This window comes from Hyphomicrobium sp., assembly GCF_019744875.1.
Classification (GTDB): domain Bacteria; phylum Pseudomonadota; class Alphaproteobacteria; order Rhizobiales; family Hyphomicrobiaceae; genus Hyphomicrobium_C.
This window is the reverse complement of record NZ_JAIETU010000006.1, coordinates 347552-364530: the sequence shown is the minus strand read 5'-3', so window position 1 is coordinate 364530 and position 16979 is coordinate 347552. Positions and strand designations below refer to the sequence as shown.

Below are 16979 nucleotides of genomic sequence, written 5' to 3'. Positions count from 1 at the left end.
CATTTCAAACTGCTGCAGGCGACGATCGAAGTGGGACAAGTGTCGAACACCAGCGACATCGCGATTATCGGACTGGCACTGCGCGTGCCCGGCGCCAAGAACGCCGAAGAGTTCTGGAACAACTTGCGTGCGGGCAAGGAGTCGATCGAGGATTGCTCGCCCGAGGAGCTCGCGGCTGCCGGCGAATCTCTGGATCGTTCGCGGCGCAAGAACTACGTGCCTCGAACCGCCCGGTTGCCCGGCATGGCGGACTTCGATGCGGAGTTTTTCGGCTTCAGCCCGAAAGACGCCGCCATCATGGACCCGCAGCATCGCCAGTTCCTGGAGTGCGCATGGGAAGCGATGGAGGACGCAACCCGTCCCCCCGAGCGCAACACCGGCCCTGTCGGCGTCTTCGCCGGCTGCGGCATGGGCAGCTACTTCTATTTCAACGTCTGCAGCAACCGGCAGCTTGTCGATCAGGTCGGCATGTTCCTGCTGCGCCACACGGGCAACGACAAGGACTTCCTCGCGACGCGCGCGTCGTACATTTTTGATCTGCATGGGCCCAGCGTCAACGTCCAGACGGCGTGCTCGACGTCGCTCGTCGCGGTCCACTACGCGGCCCAGAGCCTTCTCAACGGCGAGTGCGACATGGCGCTTGCCGGTGGCGTCACGATCGAACTGCCGCATGGCCGTGGTTATCTGTTCCAGGAAGGCGAGATCCTGTCTCCGGACGGGCACTGCCGCGCGTTCGATCATCGCGCAGCCGGCACCGTGTTCGGCAGCGGCGTCGGTGTCGTCGTGCTGCGGCGCCTGGAGGATGCACTCGCCGATGGCGATCCGATCCGCGGCGTGATCAGGGCGACAGCCATAAACAACGACGGCGCCGGCAAGGTCAGCTACCTCGCCCCCAGCGTGACGGGACAGGCCGAAGCGGTCGTCGAGGCGCAGGCGCTCGCGGGCGTGACCGCAGACACGATCCAATACGTCGAATGCCACGGCACCGGCACCAGCATCGGCGATCCGATCGAGGTCGCCGCGCTGACGCAGGCCTTCCAGCTCTCGACCAAAAAGCGTGGCTACTGCCGGATCGGCTCCGTAAAATCCAATATCGGCCATCTCGACACGGCTGCCGGCGTCGTCAGCCTGATCAAAGCGGTGCTGTCGCTCGAGAACGACGAAATCCCCCCGAGCCTCGGTTACGAGGCGCCCAATCCGGCAATCGATTTCGACACAAGCCCGTTCGCCGTCGCCGACAAGCTGCTGCCCTGGCCGCGCACGGCCACGCCGCGGCGCGCCGGCATCAATTCGCTGGGCGTTGGCGGCACGAACGCGCACGCCATCGTAGAAGAGGCGCCCACGCGCGCCGAGACGCGAAAGGCCTCCTCCGGTCCTCAGATTCTCGTCACGAGCGCGCGCTCGCGCAAGGCGCTCGACGAGAGCTGCGAGCGGCTTGCCAAGCATCTCGCAGCAAAGCCGGACCTGCGCATTGAAGACGTCGCGCACACACTCGTAAACGGACGGCGCGTCTTCAAGCATCGCCGCGTCGTGGCCGTCGCCGACCGCGACGACGCCATCGCGGCGTTGGGCCAGCCCGACCTGCGCCGTGGCGCGACTCACACGCCGATCGAAGGCCTGAGCGGCGCCGTGCTGATGTTCCCCGGCGGCGGCGCCCAATACCCCGGCATGGGGCGCAGCCTTTACGCGCACGAGCCCATCTTCGCCAAGACCGTCGACGAGGGACTGTCCTATCTCCCCGAAGCGCTCGGCAAACGCATCCGCGAGCTTTGGCTCGGCTCCTCCGTCCCCAAGGACGAAGCGGCAAAGGAACTCCTCAAGCCATCGCTGCAGTTGCCGGCCATCCTCATCATCGAGGTCGCCCTCGCACGCCTGCTGCAGAGCTGGAACATCAAGCCCGTAGCGCTCATCGGCCACTCGATGGGCGAATACGCCGCCGCCTGCATCGCGCAGGTCATGACGTTCCAATCGGCAGTCCGCCTGGTTCAGCTCCGCGGCGAGCTTTTCGACGAGATCACCGGCGGCGGCATGCTGAGCGTGCAAATCGACGTCGAGAGCTTGCGCGCGCGCCTCCCCGATACCCTCGATCTGGCAGTGATCAACGCGCCCGAGTTGTGTGTCGCCTCAGGCCCGGAAAAAGAGCTCGCGGCATTCCACGAGTCGCTGGCCGCCGACGGCATCGAAGCCACCCGCGTGCCCATCAATATCGCCGCGCACTCGCGCATGCTGGAGCCGATCCTCGGCCGCTTCGAAGCGTTCCTGAGGCAGACCGCGCTCTCAGCCCCGCAGATCCCCATCATCTCCAACTTCACCGGCGACCAGATGACGGCCGCCGAGGCGTGCGACCCGCTGTATTGGGTCCGCCAGTTGCGGTCGACGGTACGCTTCTCCGAGGGCATGAGCAAACTCGCCGCGTCCCAGACGTTGCTCTACATCGAGGCTGGTCCCGGAAAAACGCTCTCCTCGCTCGCAAAGGCGCAGGGCATCGACGCCAACGCGACCCTCAGCACGCTCCCGCATGCCGAGCAGCATGAGGACGACCATCTGTATTTCCTCACCGCACTGGGGCGGGCATGGGCGACGGGGCTGCCGCTGCCGATCGAGCGCCTGTCGCAGGCCGCCGAACCGCGCCGCGTGCGCTTGCCGTCCTATCCCTTCCAGCACCAGCACTACTTTATCGAACGCGTTGCCGACACCGCGCCGGAAGAGGTCACGCCCTCCAAGCTGGAAGACATGGCGAACTGGGGCTGGGCGCCTGTCTGGAAGCCCGCCTATCCGGAAGCGCCTGCAACGGCGGAAGCCGGGCCAATGTCCTATCTCATCTTCCTCGACGACACCGGCTTCGGCGAGCGCATCGTCACCGCCCTGCGTGCGAAGGGTAGTCTCGTCACGACGGTCACGCACGGCGATGCCTACTCCGCACGGACGGACGGCAGTTACACTCTATGTGCCGAGCTCGGCCGCCAAGGATACGATGCGCTGTTCAAGGATCTCGCCGCCACCGGCAGGTTCCCCACCCGCATCATTCACGCCTGGCTGCTGACCGCCGAAGAGAGCTTCCGCCCCGGCTCCAGCTTCTTCCATCGCAATCAGGAGAGAGGCCTCTACAGCCTGGTCTGTCTCGCCCAGGCGCTTGGCGAAGTGGAAGGCAACGTTGCGATCACGGTTCTGACCAACGGCGCCCAGCGCCTCGGCGATGAAGGACTCCCCTATCCCGAGAAGGCGACCGTGCTCGGTCCGGTGCAGGTCCTGCCGCGGGAAATGCCCAACGTAAAGGTCTGCACGATCGACATTCCGTCGGCCGCGCTGCGCCGCACATCCGCGCTCGTTGCGCGCGCGGAGCAGGCGATCAAAGAGATCGCGCACGTGCAATCTCGCGACTGGTCGAAAGACTGGGTCGCGGACCTTCTGCTCGAGGATATCTTCGCCAATCCCTCGAACGACATCATCATCTATCGCAACGGACGCCGTCTGGTTCGCGCTTACCGCGAAGTCCGGCTCGACCCCGCGAGCCCGCGCGACAGCCACTTCCGCGAGCATGGCGTTTATCTCATTACCGGCGGCCTCGGTGATCTGGCTCTCCGCTGCGCTCTCGATCTCGCGCAGAACTTCTCGGCACGCATCGCCCTCATCGGCCGCCTTGAGCTTCCCGATCGGGCGACGTGGAACGACGAGCTCATTGCGCGCGAGAAGAAATCCCCGGTCGGACGCGCGATCTCCGCAATACGCGACATTGAGAACGCCGGCGGCGACGTTCTTTATGTGCGCGCGGACATCACCAATCCTGAAATGATGCGCGAAGCCGTCGCGACGATCAAATCGAAGTTCGGCACGGTGAACGGCGTGCTGCATGCTGCCGGCATCGTCAACGACGACCTCATTCAGCTCAAGACGGCGGCCGGCATTGAAGACGTGCTTGCGCCGAAAGTCCTAGGCACGATCGTACTGGACGAAGCCTTGAAGGACGAAAACCTCGACGTCTTCGTTCTGTTCTCGTCCACGAGCACCGACATCGCGCCGGCCGGCCAGGTCGACTACGTGGCCGCGAACGCCTATCTCAACGCCTTTGCCGAAAGCCGCACGGACAACAAGACGTCGGTGGTGGCCATTCATTGGGGCTTGTGGAGTGACGTCGGCATTGCCGCCCGCGCGGTGCACAGCGCCGAAAGCGGCGCCCCGCAGGCAACCGTTACGGCCGTATCCCAACCCCTCTTCGAAAACCGCACGCGCCAGGGCGCGAGCGACTGGCTGGAGCTGCACGCCGACCCGTCGCGGGACTGGCTGCTGAACGAGCACCGGCTGCGCACGGGCGAGGCCGTCTGGCCCGGCACCGGCTATCTCGAGCTGATCGTCGAAGCCGCACGCGAGTACGGCATCCAGGGCCCCGTGCACGTCAGCGACTTGACGTTCCTGCGGCCGCTGCATGTCCCGGACGGCGACGTGCGCAAAATCCGCGTGCTCGCCAATCCCGACGCCAAGCAAATTCGGTTTGCCGTCGAAAGCCTCGTCAACACGCCGAAGGGTCCCGCCTGGCTCCGTCACGCGGAGGCCAATGCGTCGAGGGAACGCGAACAACGCCCTCGACCGGTCGACATCAAGATGGTTGTCGCGAGCACCAAGAGCGAGATGAAGAGCGACGGCGGACGGGCGATGCCGGCCGCCCAGGATCGCCACCTGCGCTTCGGACCGCGCTGGCAAGTCCTGCGCGAAACGTCCGTCGGACAGGACGTGGCCGTCGCGCGCCTGGCGCTCGATGACGCTTTCCGGCGTGATATCGCGCGCGGCCTGGCCGTCCATCCGGCCCTGCTCGACATCGCGACCGGATATGCAATGGAGCTGATCCCCGGCTACGACCCTGCCGCAGGGCTCTGGGTTCCGGCCCAGTATCGATCCGTCCGCCTCTACGGCGATCTGCCGGCAACGGTCTGGAGCGTGGCGACCCTCGCCAAGGACGCAAATTTCGGCCAGGGCTTTGCGACATTCGATGTCACGCTCACCGACGAGACCGGCCACGTCGTGGCGGTCATCGAAGGCTTCACGATCAAGCACCTCAAGGCCGACGGCGAGAGCGCGATCTCGTTGACCGACACGCACGGCGCAGTCCTCGTCGAAGGCAGCGACCATACCGAGCGCGAGGTTTCGTCTGCAATGGCGCGGCTTGCGACCCTGGTCGAGCAAGGCATCGACCCCGAGAAGGGCGGCGAAGCGCTTCGCCGCGCCGTGGCCACCGGCCTGCCGCAGATCGTCGTGAGCTCCATGGATCTGCACCTTCTGCAGAAGAACGCCGCACAATCGGGCGAGCGCGCCACGAGCAACATGTCCGGGCTCGACCGTCCCAACATCACGGCGGAGTTTATCGCGCCGACGACCGAAATCGAAAAGACGCTTGCCGGCTTCTGGTCGGAGCTGCTCGGCATCGACAAGATCGGCATCAACGACTCGTTCTTCGATCTTGGCGGCCATTCGCTGGTCGCCGTGCGGCTGTTCCGCATGATCAAGAAGACGTACTCCGTCGATTTTCCGATCTCCGTGCTGTTCGACGCGCAGACCATCGCGCAATGCGCCCAGTTGCTCGAACGCAGCGGCGCCCGCCAGGCCGAGCCGGATGCCGCAACCGCATCCGAAGCGCCAAGCGTCGAAACGACGAGCCATCCCACGCACCTCGTCCAAATGCACACGGGGCGTAATCCCCACGCGACGCCGCTGTTCGTCTGCGCGGGCATGTTCGGCAACATCCTCAACTTGCGGCACCTGGCGCTGCAGGTCGGCCGCGAGCGCCCGGTCTACGGGTTGCAGGCTCAGGGCCTCTACGGAGACCAGGAACCGCACGAGACATTCGAGGAGATGGCCGCGAGCTATCTCAAGGACGTGCGCGCCGTCCAACCGCACGGCCCCTACCTCCTCAGCGGCTTTTCGGGCGGCGGATTGGTGGCCTACGAAATGGCGCAGATTCTGAAGAGCATGGGAGAGCGCGTCGACCTGCTCGTCTTGCTCGACACGCCGTATCCGGAAGACACGCCGATCACCTTCGAAGACAAAGTCACGATCAAGCTGCAGGACATGCGCCGCGACAAGGGCGCCTTCGTCGGGCGGTGGGTGCGCAGGCGTATCGAATGGGAACTGGCGAGGTTCAGAAAGTCTCGCACCCAGGCGGAGCACGCGCCGGAAGAATTTCATAACGAGAAGATTGAAGCGGCCTTCCGGCGCGCGCTCGGACGCTACCGTGCGCGCCCCTACGATGGCCCGGTGCTGTTGCTGCGGCCCAAGCTCGAAGTCACCTACAAACTGCGCGACGGCCGCCTGCTGCACGCCACGCGCAACCTTTTGAAAGCCGACAACGGGTGGTCTCCTTACGTCACGTCTCTGACGATCAAGGAGGTCTCCGGCGACCACGACGCCATGGTTCTCGAACCCAACGTCCGCCTGCTCGCGGCCCATCTGAACGAAGCACTGCGCAAGCGCCGCACCGACAAGAGCGTCAAGATTCCCGAGGACATGCTGGTTTGAGTGGACCGCACGCGGAGCCTGCATCCCGCGCAACAACGAATGGATTCGAGACGTGTGTGGCATCGCCGGCCTGATTGGCCGCATAACCGAGGGTAATCGGCAGGCCGTCAGGCTGATGTCGGCAGCGCTCGCCCATCGTGGCCCGAACGGCGAAGGGTTCTTCGAGACGTCACCGGAAGGCGACGGCAACGGAGTGCTTCTCGCGCATCGGCGGTTGTCCGTGCTTGACCTCTCGAACGCGGCAGCACAGCCGATGACCGACGGCGCCCGGCCGGAGCACACTCTCGTTTTCAATGGCGAGATCTACAATTACGTCGACCTCAGAAGCAGGTTGCAGGACCAAGGGCAGACATTCTCCAGCAGCGGCGACACCGAAGTTCTTCTCCGCGCACTGGCCGTCCACGGCACCGATGCACTTAGCTCTCTGAGGGGCATGTTTGCCGTGGCGCACTGGGACGGCTCACGCAAGACGCTGAACCTGTCGCGCGATCCTCTCGGGATCAAGCCGCTCTACATTTGCCGCAACCCGGATCCAAATCCCGACCGCGAATGGTCGATCCTGTTCGCATCCGAAGTGCGGGCCGTTCTCGCCGCGCGCCTGTTGAATGCGCCGCGCCTGAGCCGCACGGCAACCCGCAATTTCATATGGAATGGCTTCGTCCCCGGCCCCGAAACGATCGTCGAAGGCGTAGAGCTGCTGCCAGCTGGCAACCTCATCACGTTCGACCTCAAGGGGAACAGCGGGCCGTTGCACGCCTTCTCGAAGGCGCCCTCCCGCGATGCTCCGAAAACAGCCACCGTCCAGGATGTCCGACGCACTCTCCAAGAGAGCGTCTCCCTGCACCTCGCCAGCGATGTGCCGCTGGGTGTCTTCCTGTCCGGCGGCATCGACAGTTCGTCGGTCGCGAACATGGCCGCGCGCGCATCCACCACCCGGGTGGAAACCTTCACGCTGACCTTTGCCGAACGCGAGTACGACGAGGGGCCGTTCGCAAGGGAAATCGCGCGCGCCATCGGAACGCACCACAGCGAAGTCATGCTCACCGAGCAAAGCTTCATCTCCACGCTCGACGAAGCGATGGAGAGCATGGACCAGCCGACGTTCGACGGCCTGAACTCTTTCTACATTTCCCGCGCCGTGCGCTCGGCCGGCATCACCGTGGCCCTGCTCGGCGCGGGCGGCGACGAGCTGTTCGGCGGCTATACGACCTTTCGGGATCTGCCGCGCCTGCAAGCGATCGCGTCCATGTTGCGCGCCGTGCCCAAGAGCGCGCGCCTCGCCCTTGCCCGCGGAATCGCCCGCGTTGCGCAACGAAAGTCGGACGCCGTAGGCTCGCAGGCACGGTGGGCCAAGCTGCCGTCGATGATGGCCTGCTCCGACGACACGGTGCAGCTCTATCAGCTCGCGTATGCGCTCTTTCTCCCTGAATACCAAAGCGCGCTCCTCGGCGAGAGCGGCGAGCAGCCAAGCGGCGCGATCGGTTTGCCGAATGAGCTGCGCAAAGAGCTGGAAAAGGAGTCTGAAGGCCGGTCGGCGCTTGCCGCCATCGCCAATCTGGAGCAGCGGCTCTTTCTCGGGCAGCGCATCCTGCGTGACACCGATGCGGCCAGCATGGCCGTCTCGCTGGAAACGCGCCTGCCGCTGGTCGACACCGAAGTCGTCGACGTCATATCCCGCCTGCCGGACGACATTCGGTTTTTCCCGCTGCGCCGAAAGCAGGTCCTTCGCGACATCGGACTGGAGGGCCTGGACCCAGCGCTCTTCGAACGGAAGAAAAGCGGCTTCCAGATGCCGTTCGATCGATGGATCCGCAGCAACCTTGGCGCCGAGATGGACGGCACGATGCGCAACCGGCAACTCTGCCGGGACATCGGCCTCGACGGCGAGACCGTCGAGCATCTCTGGCAGTCGTTTCAATCCGGTCGCAGCAAGGTGTTCTGGTCCCGCGTGTGGGCCCTTTACGTTCTTCTGAGATGGTGCGACCGCCACGCCATCAAACTGCACTAGCCGAGAACAGAGCGCACGAGCCCAACATGCAAGCCACCGCGAAAATCAAAGAACCGTCCTCAGGATCTCAGCCAATGCAAACCGAGCATGTCGGCGATAAGGCGCCCGTTGCGATGCGCCCTGGAAGCTATTGCCTCATCACGCCCTGCCGCGACGAAGCCGACTACGCACGCCGCACGCTCGAGTCCATCAAGTCGCAGACAGTAAAGCCCGCGCTTTGGGTGATCGTAGACGACGGCTCGACGGACGCGACGCCGCAAATCCTGCAGGAATACGCCAGCCAGCTCCCATACCTGCGCATCGTCCGGCGGGACGACCGTGGCGTCCGCAGCGTCGGCCCCGGCGTCATGGAAGCGTTCTACGCGGGTGTGGACTCGATCCCGCAGGACGAATGGGAAAGCTTCGAGTTCATCTGCAAACTCGATCTCGATCTCGATATTCCGCCGGGCTACTTCGAGGAAATCATCCGGCGCATGCATGCCGATCCCCGGATCGCAACGTGCAGCGGCTCTCCGTACTTTCTTTCCCCAGGCGGCGCCAAGGTGAGCGAAGCATGCGGCGAAGAAACCTCCGTCGGCATGATCAAGTTCTATCGCCGCTCCGCCTGGGAAGAGACCGGCCGCTTCATCCGCGCACTCACGTGGGACGCAATCGATTGCCACATCTGCCGCTACCACGGATGGATCGCCCGGAGCTGGACCGACGAGGCCATTCAGTTCCATCACCTGCGGCCCATGGGCTCCAGCCACAAGAGCTGGTGGACAGGGCGCGTGCGCCACGGCGCAGGGCAGTGGTTCATGGGCACGACGCCCGTGTACATGGTCGCAAGCAGCCTCTTCCGCATGACCCGTCCGCCCTATGTTGTCGGCGGCGCCGGCATGCTGTGGGGCTACTTCGGCTCCATGTTCAAGGGCAAGCCGCGCTATCCGGATGCCGACCTGCGCCGCTTCCTGAGGCGCTATCAGATTTCGTGTCTCCTGATGGGCAAGAAGCGCGCAACCGAACGGCTGAACAGCGAGCAGCGCGAAGTCTGGCTGCGCCGCGAGCACGCCGAGCCGCAGCAGAACAGCGCGACGCAGGTGTCATGACGCAGCCGGGCCTCGCTTCAACCGCGAGTAAGGTGACATGATCGAAGATCGCCTCCTTCTCGTAACACACGTTCCGATTTTGACGATCGATGGCGAGCCGTGCATCGACGATCAGACCTGCGAAGGCCTGATCCGATGGAGCGAGAATTTCGAGCGAACGGCCTACGCCGGCATTGAGCTCAAGGATGCCAACGAACCGGCCCTGTCGACGGTGCGGTGGCGCCCGATATCCGATCTGCCATGCGCATCCCGCCTGGATCTCATCACCCTGCCCCGCGCCTACGACATTCCGGGCTTCATCTCGGAGTACAAGCGCACGCGCGCGCTTCTCGCAGCCGAAATCGCGCGCAGCCGCTACCTCTGCTTCACGCTCGGATGCCTCGTCGGCGACTGGGCATCGCTGGCAGCGGTCGAGGCCATCAAGCAGCGTCGCGCCTATGGCGTCTGGCTCGACCGCGTCGAGCACGAGGTCATTCGCTCCGAGCTCGACACCATGCCCTTCAAGCGGCGGGCGAAGGAGACGCTGTCGCTGCCGATCATGCAGCGATACCACCAGACCCTGATACGCCGCAGCCGCCTCGGCTTGTTCCAGGGCATGGACTGCTACCAGCACTACAAGCCCTATTCCGACCGCGCGTTCTGCGTTTACGACACGCACACGAGCAAGGCGGATTTCATTGACGCCGACCAACGCGACGCCAAGATCGCGCGCGTTCGTGCCGGCGATCCCTTGCGGATCTCCTACGTCGGCCGCGCGGCCGAGATGAAGGGGCCGTTCGACTGGCTCGGCGTCCTGGCGAAAATCCGCGACGCCGGCGTGAAGTTCACGGCCACCTGGCTCGGCGACGGCCCCCTGCTCGAGGGCATGAAAAAGGCCGCCGCGGACCTGAACCTGACGGACTGCGTACAGATGCCCGGCTTCATGTCGGACCGCACTCAGATCCTCAACCACATGAAGCAGTCCGATGTCTTTCTGTTCTGCCACAAGACACCGGAGTCGCCGCGCTGCCTCATCGAGGCACTGGTGTGCGGCACGCCCATCGTTGGCTATGGAAGCGGCTATCCGCGAGACCTAGTATCCCAGGACGGAGGCGGAGACTTCGTGCCCGTCGGAGAGACGGACGCGCTCGCCGAAAAGCTCATTGCACTCGACCGGGATCGCCCCGCGCTGGCGCGCCTCATCGGCTCCGCCGCGCAATCCGGACTGCGCTTCGATGAGCAAACCGTCTACAGTCACCGCGCCGGCCTGATCCGTCAAAACCTGTGAGCAAGTGAATGCTGAACATCGCGCCCCGCTCGCCTTTCTCCGGCCGGCACGCGCAGCGTAAGCCCGCTGAAGCGAAGTGCGCGCGCCCGAGCATTCGCTTCCTGGCCGCAACATTGCTCTGCGTCGCGTCGGGCGGCTCGCTCGCCGAGGCCAATACTGACGACACCGTTGCGGGAGCTCAGAAGCCGGTGCAAAAGCCCCAATCCATTTTCATTTCCGGACATAGCCTGACCAACGAGCCGCTGCCGAGCGACCTTGCGGCCATCGCCGCAGGCTTCGGGATCCCACTATCCTGGAACCGCCAGTACCTGGAAGGCTCCACGATCCAGGCACGCAGCGGGACCGGCAAGAAGGGCGTCGATCGCACCAACCAGCCCATCGATGCAACGGCCGAAATCGAACGGCCCGCGCAGCATCCCACACAGCCCTACGACGTTCTGCTGATCACCGAGCAGCACAGCATTCTCGGCACCCTCGTATGGAACGACACCGCGCAGAACCTGCGCGATTTCCACGATCGCTTCATCCGTAGCAATCCGAATGGCGTGACGTTCTTCTTCGAGCCGTGGCTGTCGCTGGATGACAAGTCCAATCCGGCGAACTGGATTGCCTATGAGCGGGCGGCCGCGCCCGTCTGGAGTTGCGTGGTCGAAGGGATCAACGAGGCAACCGCCGCGAAAGGCAGACACGACCGCATGCGGTCGCTGCCCGCATCTCTGGCGCTCGCCTACCTCATCGAACGCGCAACGCAAGGAGAAGGCATTCCCGGCATCAGTCAGAGCGACGTGCGCGCAACGCTCGACACCTTGCTTGCCGACGACGTCCATCTCACGCGGCTGGGCAGCTACTACATGGCTCTCGTCGTGTTCGCTTACACCTTCAATCAGTCGCCGCAAGGCGCCTGGCACCCCGCCGACGTCTCGCCCGAGCAGGCCAAAGCTCTGCAGCAGACGGCCGCTGACTTTGCAGCTCAGCCGCCCAGCCCGGTCCTGTCACTTGCCGATTGCCGGGCCTATGTCCGCCGCTCTTTCATGTGGACGTACCTGAACTATGCCGGCGCGGTGCAATGGCGCCCTGAACGCGGCTACTTTGGCGCGCTCTACACGAAGCTGAAAATCGCGCCCCAGTGGATGGCCCTGTTCGCGAGCGACAGCCCCAAAAATCCGTTCTCCGCGTCGGCCTACCGGCGCGAATAGGCCGCCTCCCCTGCCGCGCGAGGCTGTGCGGCGGGCCTGCCTGCCGAAACCATACCGTGCCCGCGCCGCATCACCCTTTGCTTGGCCAAGCCGAACGTCATGCCCACGACGATCGCCATCACGTACTGCACCTCTTTGATGACGACGATGTATTCAAAGAGCGAATGGAAGCACACCGTCGTCATCGCGACGCCCAGGCCAAGCAGCAGATCGCCTGATGGATTTCCACGCACACCCCACGCGTATCTGAAGGCAACCGCGATGGGGAAGATCATGAGCAACGTGAAGGAGAAGCAGCCGAAGTAACCTGTCTCGGCCGCGGCGAGCAGATAGGCGTTATGGACGATGTTGTTGAGGCTGCCTTCGATCGGCGCCACGCCCGAGCGAACCGAATAGCCGTAGTTCTTGCCCACATAGGAATAGTGGTTCGCGCCTATCCCCAAGGGATTGGCCTCGAGAATGGCAATCGCGGTACGGTTGAACGCCGCGCGCTCGTCATACTCCTCATCGAGCAGCGGCACCGCATCGAACCTGGTCGCCAGGGACGACATCGCAATCGGCACGAGCCCCGCAACCGCGAACACGCCGGCCAGCCCGAGAAGCGCTTTGCGCTTAGACCACTTGCGGACGAACGACAGCAGGTAAGTCGCCGAAAACCCAAAGCCCGTGAAGCCGAGCGCACCGCGAGACGCGATCAACGCGGCGATCACAAGACCCATCGCCACGGACGCACCGCTTTGGATCTGACGCTGCCCCGCCAGCAGCAATGCGAAATTCGGAAACACCACGAGATGCGTGATGAGCCCAAGCGTGTTCTGGTGCACGAATGTGCCCGTCGGCTGAACCATGCCCTGGCCGAATTTCTGCCAGATAACGGCAATGAACTGGATCGCCAAGCCCAGCGAAAGCCCCTTGAGCAGCTGGTACGCGACGGCGTCATCCGTACAGGCCTTCGCAACCAACACCGCGAGGAAGTACACGCGCACGAACTGCCAGACCGCAAATCCGGTGGCCAGCGGCTCGTCGGCCTGCAGCATGGACAGCGTCAATGCTGCGAGGTTGAGCCCGAAGAGCACGTGAAGCGACTTGAAGGTGGGGTTCTTCCGAACGGAAAAGAAGAGAAACACCGCGATGATGTCGATCGCGGTGACCTGAAGCCCAGGCACGTAGCCGGTCCAGAAGTCACCCCAGGAAATCAGTGCGACATCGAGAAAGGGCAGCACAATCGAGAGGAACGGCAAAACGCCGAGAGCCACCCAGACATACTTGCGCATGGAAGGGTAGGATCTGAAAACGACGTAGATCGGCCAGAGCGCAAGCACGCCGATACAGAGAGCGAGATACTTCATCGCATCCTACTCACGGGTTCTTTCTGCCGGCGGCCGCATGCAGATAAAGCCACATCGCCGCGGTCGTGCCGATGGATTGTTGTACCGTGTACTCCTGCTGGATAACCAGCAAGGGATGCTCGATCAGATAGTCAAAGAGGGGCATCGCAAACGGATCCGGCGAGACGCGCCGTTGCTCGGCGTGCTCCTTCGTACCCGACAGCGGCAAAGGCGACCAGTAAGGGCCGAAGATCCAGTCGTGCGCCGTTGTGAACTGCGACGCCCATCCGTAGACGGTTATGCCATCAGGGACGGTGACGCCCATTGCGCGGTGATCTTCATGCAACGGGTGCTTGATCGTCCGCAGGCCAAGCCCCGTGGTGAAGCTAAGCCCAACCTGATTGGCGCCCAGGATCTGAGCGGACGCGTTCTGCATCGTCCCCAACAGGTCCTTGTCGCCGGTGATCTGATGGGCGCGAATGAACATCTGCGTCTGGTTATAGTCTGGCGCCAGCCCCTGACCCCACCCAAGCGGCGCAAACGGATGCTTCATGCCCGGATAGGCCATCTCAGCCTGAGCCTGAGCAACGGTCTGCGCGGCGGCCACGATGGCGTCGCCGATGCGCTTTTTCAGCGCGCCGTCCGCGGATGGGAAATCCGCCTTGTAGTACTCCCAGGCGCCGTCCCCATTGTGCTGGTAAAGCTCGACGTCGCCCGCCCACGCCTTTTCGAAGATGATGCGATACTGGTCTTCGCCCGTGAGGCGATAGAGGGCACCCGAAGCTGCAACGCGATGCTCATCGGTCGCTTTCTGGATGCGCTTCTCGAGCTGATCCAAGCCCGCCTTGTCGAGAGCGTTATTGGCGGTGGCAAGCTTCCGCGCCTGCGCTTCGACCACCGGCGTCGTGCGCATGGCCGCGCCCGCGTTCCAGGCACGCAACGCGCTCGCGCGGTAGACATCGGCAAGATGCGTCTTTCCGAGACCTTGCAGCACGTGCGCGAATTTCGCGGCAACCGCCGCGTAGCGATAGGTCGAGATCGGATCGGGTGCGTAGGCATAAACGGTGTAGTGCTCGAGAAAGCTCGGCTCTCCCAGCAGCGGGTGCGATCCGCTTTCGATGCCGCCCCGCACGCTACCGTCGGGCAACTGAAGCCGGCGGAAGAAGTCGATCGACCACACGGCCTCGTGCAGGACATCCGGCAGATCGTCGATCTCGGCATAAAGATTTGGATCGAGCACCTCGCTCGATTTCGGGATCTTGAGCGGCACGGCCATGGCCGCGGGCGCACTTTCATACACGTCCAGCATCAGAGAGCTGACGTCGAGATGATCGATACGGCGATCCCAGTCACCCGCATCCATATAGCCGCCCCAGTAACTATCCGGAGCCGTCTCGTCCGTAATCCAGGGCGCCTGCGCGCCGACATCCGCGGCGAGGCGCCCAAGGCTGGAGTTCGTTGTCCAGGGAAGTGGCAAGGCGGAGATCTTCACGGCAAAGTCCGGCCCGGGCCGAAACCCGGCCGGCCGCGAAAACCCGAAGCGCCCGTCCAGCGCTACGCCACTGCGATGATTGTAGAGCCCGCCGATCGATGTCTGGGCCGCGGCGAGCCAGATATCGTCGCGCACATGAAAGGGGTCCGAAACGCCCAGGCCCGGAACATGCAGGCGGTAGGCGCCACTCGGCGCGTCGACCCAAGCGCTGTAATCGAGCTCAAACACGTAAGTCCCGGCACGGTTTGCGGTATGGGCCGGAAAGGCGGTTGGCCGCGGCGAGTTGCGGCTCGGACCACCACCCGCCAGATCAGTAAGCTCGAACGTATCGGCAGTCGTGGCGCCGACCGTCGCAAAGCCGTTGAATTTCTTGTTCCGCGCGACGAAGCCGTCCAGCCAGATGCGCTGGCCCTTGGAAAACTTGTGCCCAGGCGCGGTCGCCGTGTTCGCGTGTAGCGTATCGAGGCTCGTGATCTCGACGGACGGCCCCGAAGCGCTCAAATAGTCGAGCAGCGGCTTGCCAAGTCCGTTTCCGGGCTCGGGGTCGGTCGGTGCCATGCGAAGCGTGATCTTGGAAGAGAACCGGACTTTGCCCGCGTCATCCAAGACTTCGAACGTGTCGAGCCCGAACTTGCGGAAATCGACGGCGCCCTCGTCTGCCCCTCCCGGAACCCAAAGCGACAAGAACGCAACTTTGCGCGCGTCGGATGCCCTGTGCCCATGCTGGTTGGCGCGAAGGGCAATCGCGCGCGTCGTACGCTGCGAATACTGAAACGCCGTATCCGGAAGCACGCCGCCGGGCCACTTGATCGCATGCGATCCCTCGGAGAGAGGCTGCGACAGCTCGAGGTAGATGTAGTGCTTCAGGCTCGCGCCCGTCATCGTCTCGCCCTGGGCGCCACGATAGATTCCGGAATCGTACGGCGTCGACTTCCGGTAGACCGCTTTCACCGCCGCGCCGTCAATCGGCCCATAGCCGCTCGCGTCATCGACGAGCGCCCGGTCGAGGTACTGCGACGGCGGCGTATCGGAAATGCGCATGTGGTTTTTGCCGGGACCGATGACGCGCCCCCAGCGCCCGCCGACATCGATCCACGTTCCCTGCTCCTGCGAGCTGGCAACCGGCAGCGGCTCAATTCCCCCGGCAACGAACGGCGCGTCACGCACCTCGATCGCAATCATGTTGGGAGTCGCGATCGTGACTTCGTGCACGGTCTGCGCGGTCGCGGCCGAAGCCCAACCGACAGATGCCATTGCACACAGCGCGGAGCAAAGCCCAACAAATCTACCGATGGCGCTCCGCCGCACTGAACCTCTCCAACTGTGCACGCAATCTGTCGATCCTGACGCGCGCGTCCGCAACCCGGTCTAGGACCGATATGAAACGTATGATTTCACGATACCGAAGTGACGCTCGGGCCAGATCACCGCATCAGGGAAAAGGCGCTCGAGTTCATCGCGTTTCACCAGGGTGGTGCCTTCGATCATTTCCGTCCAGGGCGGCAACTGCGTGCGCCAGCTCTTGATGAAGCCCTGCCGCCAGCTCTCCGGATAGTACCACCAGAACGGCATGCCCGTGTGCGCTTCGATCGGGAAGTACTTCGCGGGTGTCTGCACCCAGTGCTTCCTGGCGAGGCGACGCACGTTCGCTGCAAACGCCGCGCGCTTCGTTTCATCTCCAACGTGCTCGATAACGCTGTTGCTGAAGACCACATCGAAGCTATTCGACGGCAAATCGAGGTTGCACGCATCGCCGCTCACGAACGTAAACTTGTGCCGCGGGATGCTATCGGCCTCGGCCTGAGAGGTCGGGGAATGCACGAGGTTTAGAAGCGTAATGTCCAGCGGAATGTCGATGAAACCCCACATCTGGGGAGTTCCGCCTAGGTCCATGATCTTCATGTGCGGCTTGAGACCGATCGCAGTCTTGAACCACTCCGAGCGGAGCTTTCGAGCGCGGACCTGATACGGCCCCAGATAGTGCTGGTAGAGCTTCAGTCGTGCGTGCCGGAACATCCTTAATCCTCGTCGTACATTCTACTGGTGGCAAACGATCGCCCGCGCTTTCGCGCGAGCGCCAACAGAACTCACTT

Annotated in this window: 8 protein-coding genes; 5 read left to right on the top strand and 3 right to left on the bottom strand. The window is 63.8% G+C overall.

The features are described from left to right. Positions 1 to 39: 39 nt before the first annotated feature. From K2Y42_RS16815 to K2Y42_RS16795, 5 genes are all read left to right on the top strand, one after another. Positions 40 to 6507 (top strand): type I polyketide synthase, encoded by a 6468-nt coding sequence (locus K2Y42_RS16815; RefSeq protein ID WP_291154573.1) that lies wholly within the window; start codon positions 40 to 42, stop codon positions 6505 to 6507. Positions 6508 to 6559: 52 nt separating this feature from the next. Then, positions 6560 to 8515: an asparagine synthase (glutamine-hydrolyzing) gene (gene asnB, locus K2Y42_RS16810; RefSeq protein ID WP_291154571.1), complete on the top strand. Its 1956-nt coding sequence runs from the start codon at positions 6560 to 6562 to the stop codon at positions 8513 to 8515. A gap of 74 nt (positions 8516 to 8589) precedes the next feature. After that, positions 8590 to 9603 (top strand): glycosyltransferase family A protein, encoded by a 1014-nt coding sequence (locus tag K2Y42_RS16805; RefSeq protein WP_291154570.1) that lies wholly within the window; start codon positions 8590 to 8592, stop codon positions 9601 to 9603. A gap of 37 nt (positions 9604 to 9640) precedes the next feature. Beyond that, a complete protein-coding gene (locus K2Y42_RS16800; RefSeq protein WP_291154568.1) occupies positions 9641 to 10870 on the top strand; it encodes a glycosyltransferase in 1230 nt (409 codons plus the stop codon). 8 nt (positions 10871 to 10878) lie between these two features. Continuing rightward, positions 10879 to 12066, top strand: coding sequence for a hypothetical protein (locus K2Y42_RS16795; protein WP_291154567.1), 1188 nt, complete (start codon positions 10879 to 10881; stop codon positions 12064 to 12066). On the opposite strand, the gene K2Y42_RS16790 is transcribed toward K2Y42_RS16795, so the two are convergent. The 3 genes from K2Y42_RS16790 to K2Y42_RS16780 all read right to left on the bottom strand — a co-directional run bounded on the left by K2Y42_RS16790 (position 12051) and on the right by K2Y42_RS16780 (position 16902). After that, positions 12051 to 13415, bottom strand: a complete 1365-nt coding sequence (locus K2Y42_RS16790) for an O-antigen ligase family protein (RefSeq protein WP_291154566.1) — start codon at positions 13413 to 13415, stop codon at positions 12051 to 12053. The two genes, K2Y42_RS16795 and K2Y42_RS16790, sit on opposite strands and share 16 nt — an antisense overlap. Before the next feature lie 10 nt (positions 13416 to 13425). Further along, positions 13426 to 16140 (bottom strand): glycoside hydrolase family 9 protein, encoded by a 2715-nt coding sequence (locus K2Y42_RS16785; protein WP_291154564.1) that lies wholly within the window; start codon positions 16138 to 16140, stop codon positions 13426 to 13428. Positions 16141 to 16254: 114 nt separating this feature from the next. Then, entirely contained in the window at positions 16255 to 16902 is a 648-nt protein-coding gene (locus K2Y42_RS16780) for a class I SAM-dependent methyltransferase (protein ID WP_291154562.1), read from the bottom strand. Positions 16903 to 16979 lie beyond the last annotated feature (77 nt).

Bases quoted from the DNA above. Each gene is read 5' to 3' on its own strand.
- K2Y42_RS16795 (WP_291154567.1), top strand. From the start codon at position 10,879: ATGCTGAACATCGCGCCCCGCTCGCCTTTCTCCGGCCGGCACGCGCAG.
- K2Y42_RS16780 (WP_291154562.1), bottom strand. From the start codon at position 16,902: ATGTTCCGGCACGCACGACTGAAGCTCTACCAGCACTATCTGGGGCCG.
- K2Y42_RS16805 (WP_291154570.1), top strand. From the start codon at position 8,590: ATGCAAACCGAGCATGTCGGCGATAAGGCGCCCGTTGCGATGCGCCCT.
- K2Y42_RS16785 (WP_291154564.1), bottom strand. From the start codon at position 16,140: ATGGCATCTGTCGGTTGGGCTTCGGCCGCGACCGCGCAGACCGTGCAC.
- K2Y42_RS16800 (WP_291154568.1), top strand. From the start codon at position 9,641: ATGATCGAAGATCGCCTCCTTCTCGTAACACACGTTCCGATTTTGACG.
- K2Y42_RS16790 (WP_291154566.1), bottom strand. From the start codon at position 13,415: ATGAAGTATCTCGCTCTCTGTATCGGCGTGCTTGCGCTCTGGCCGATC.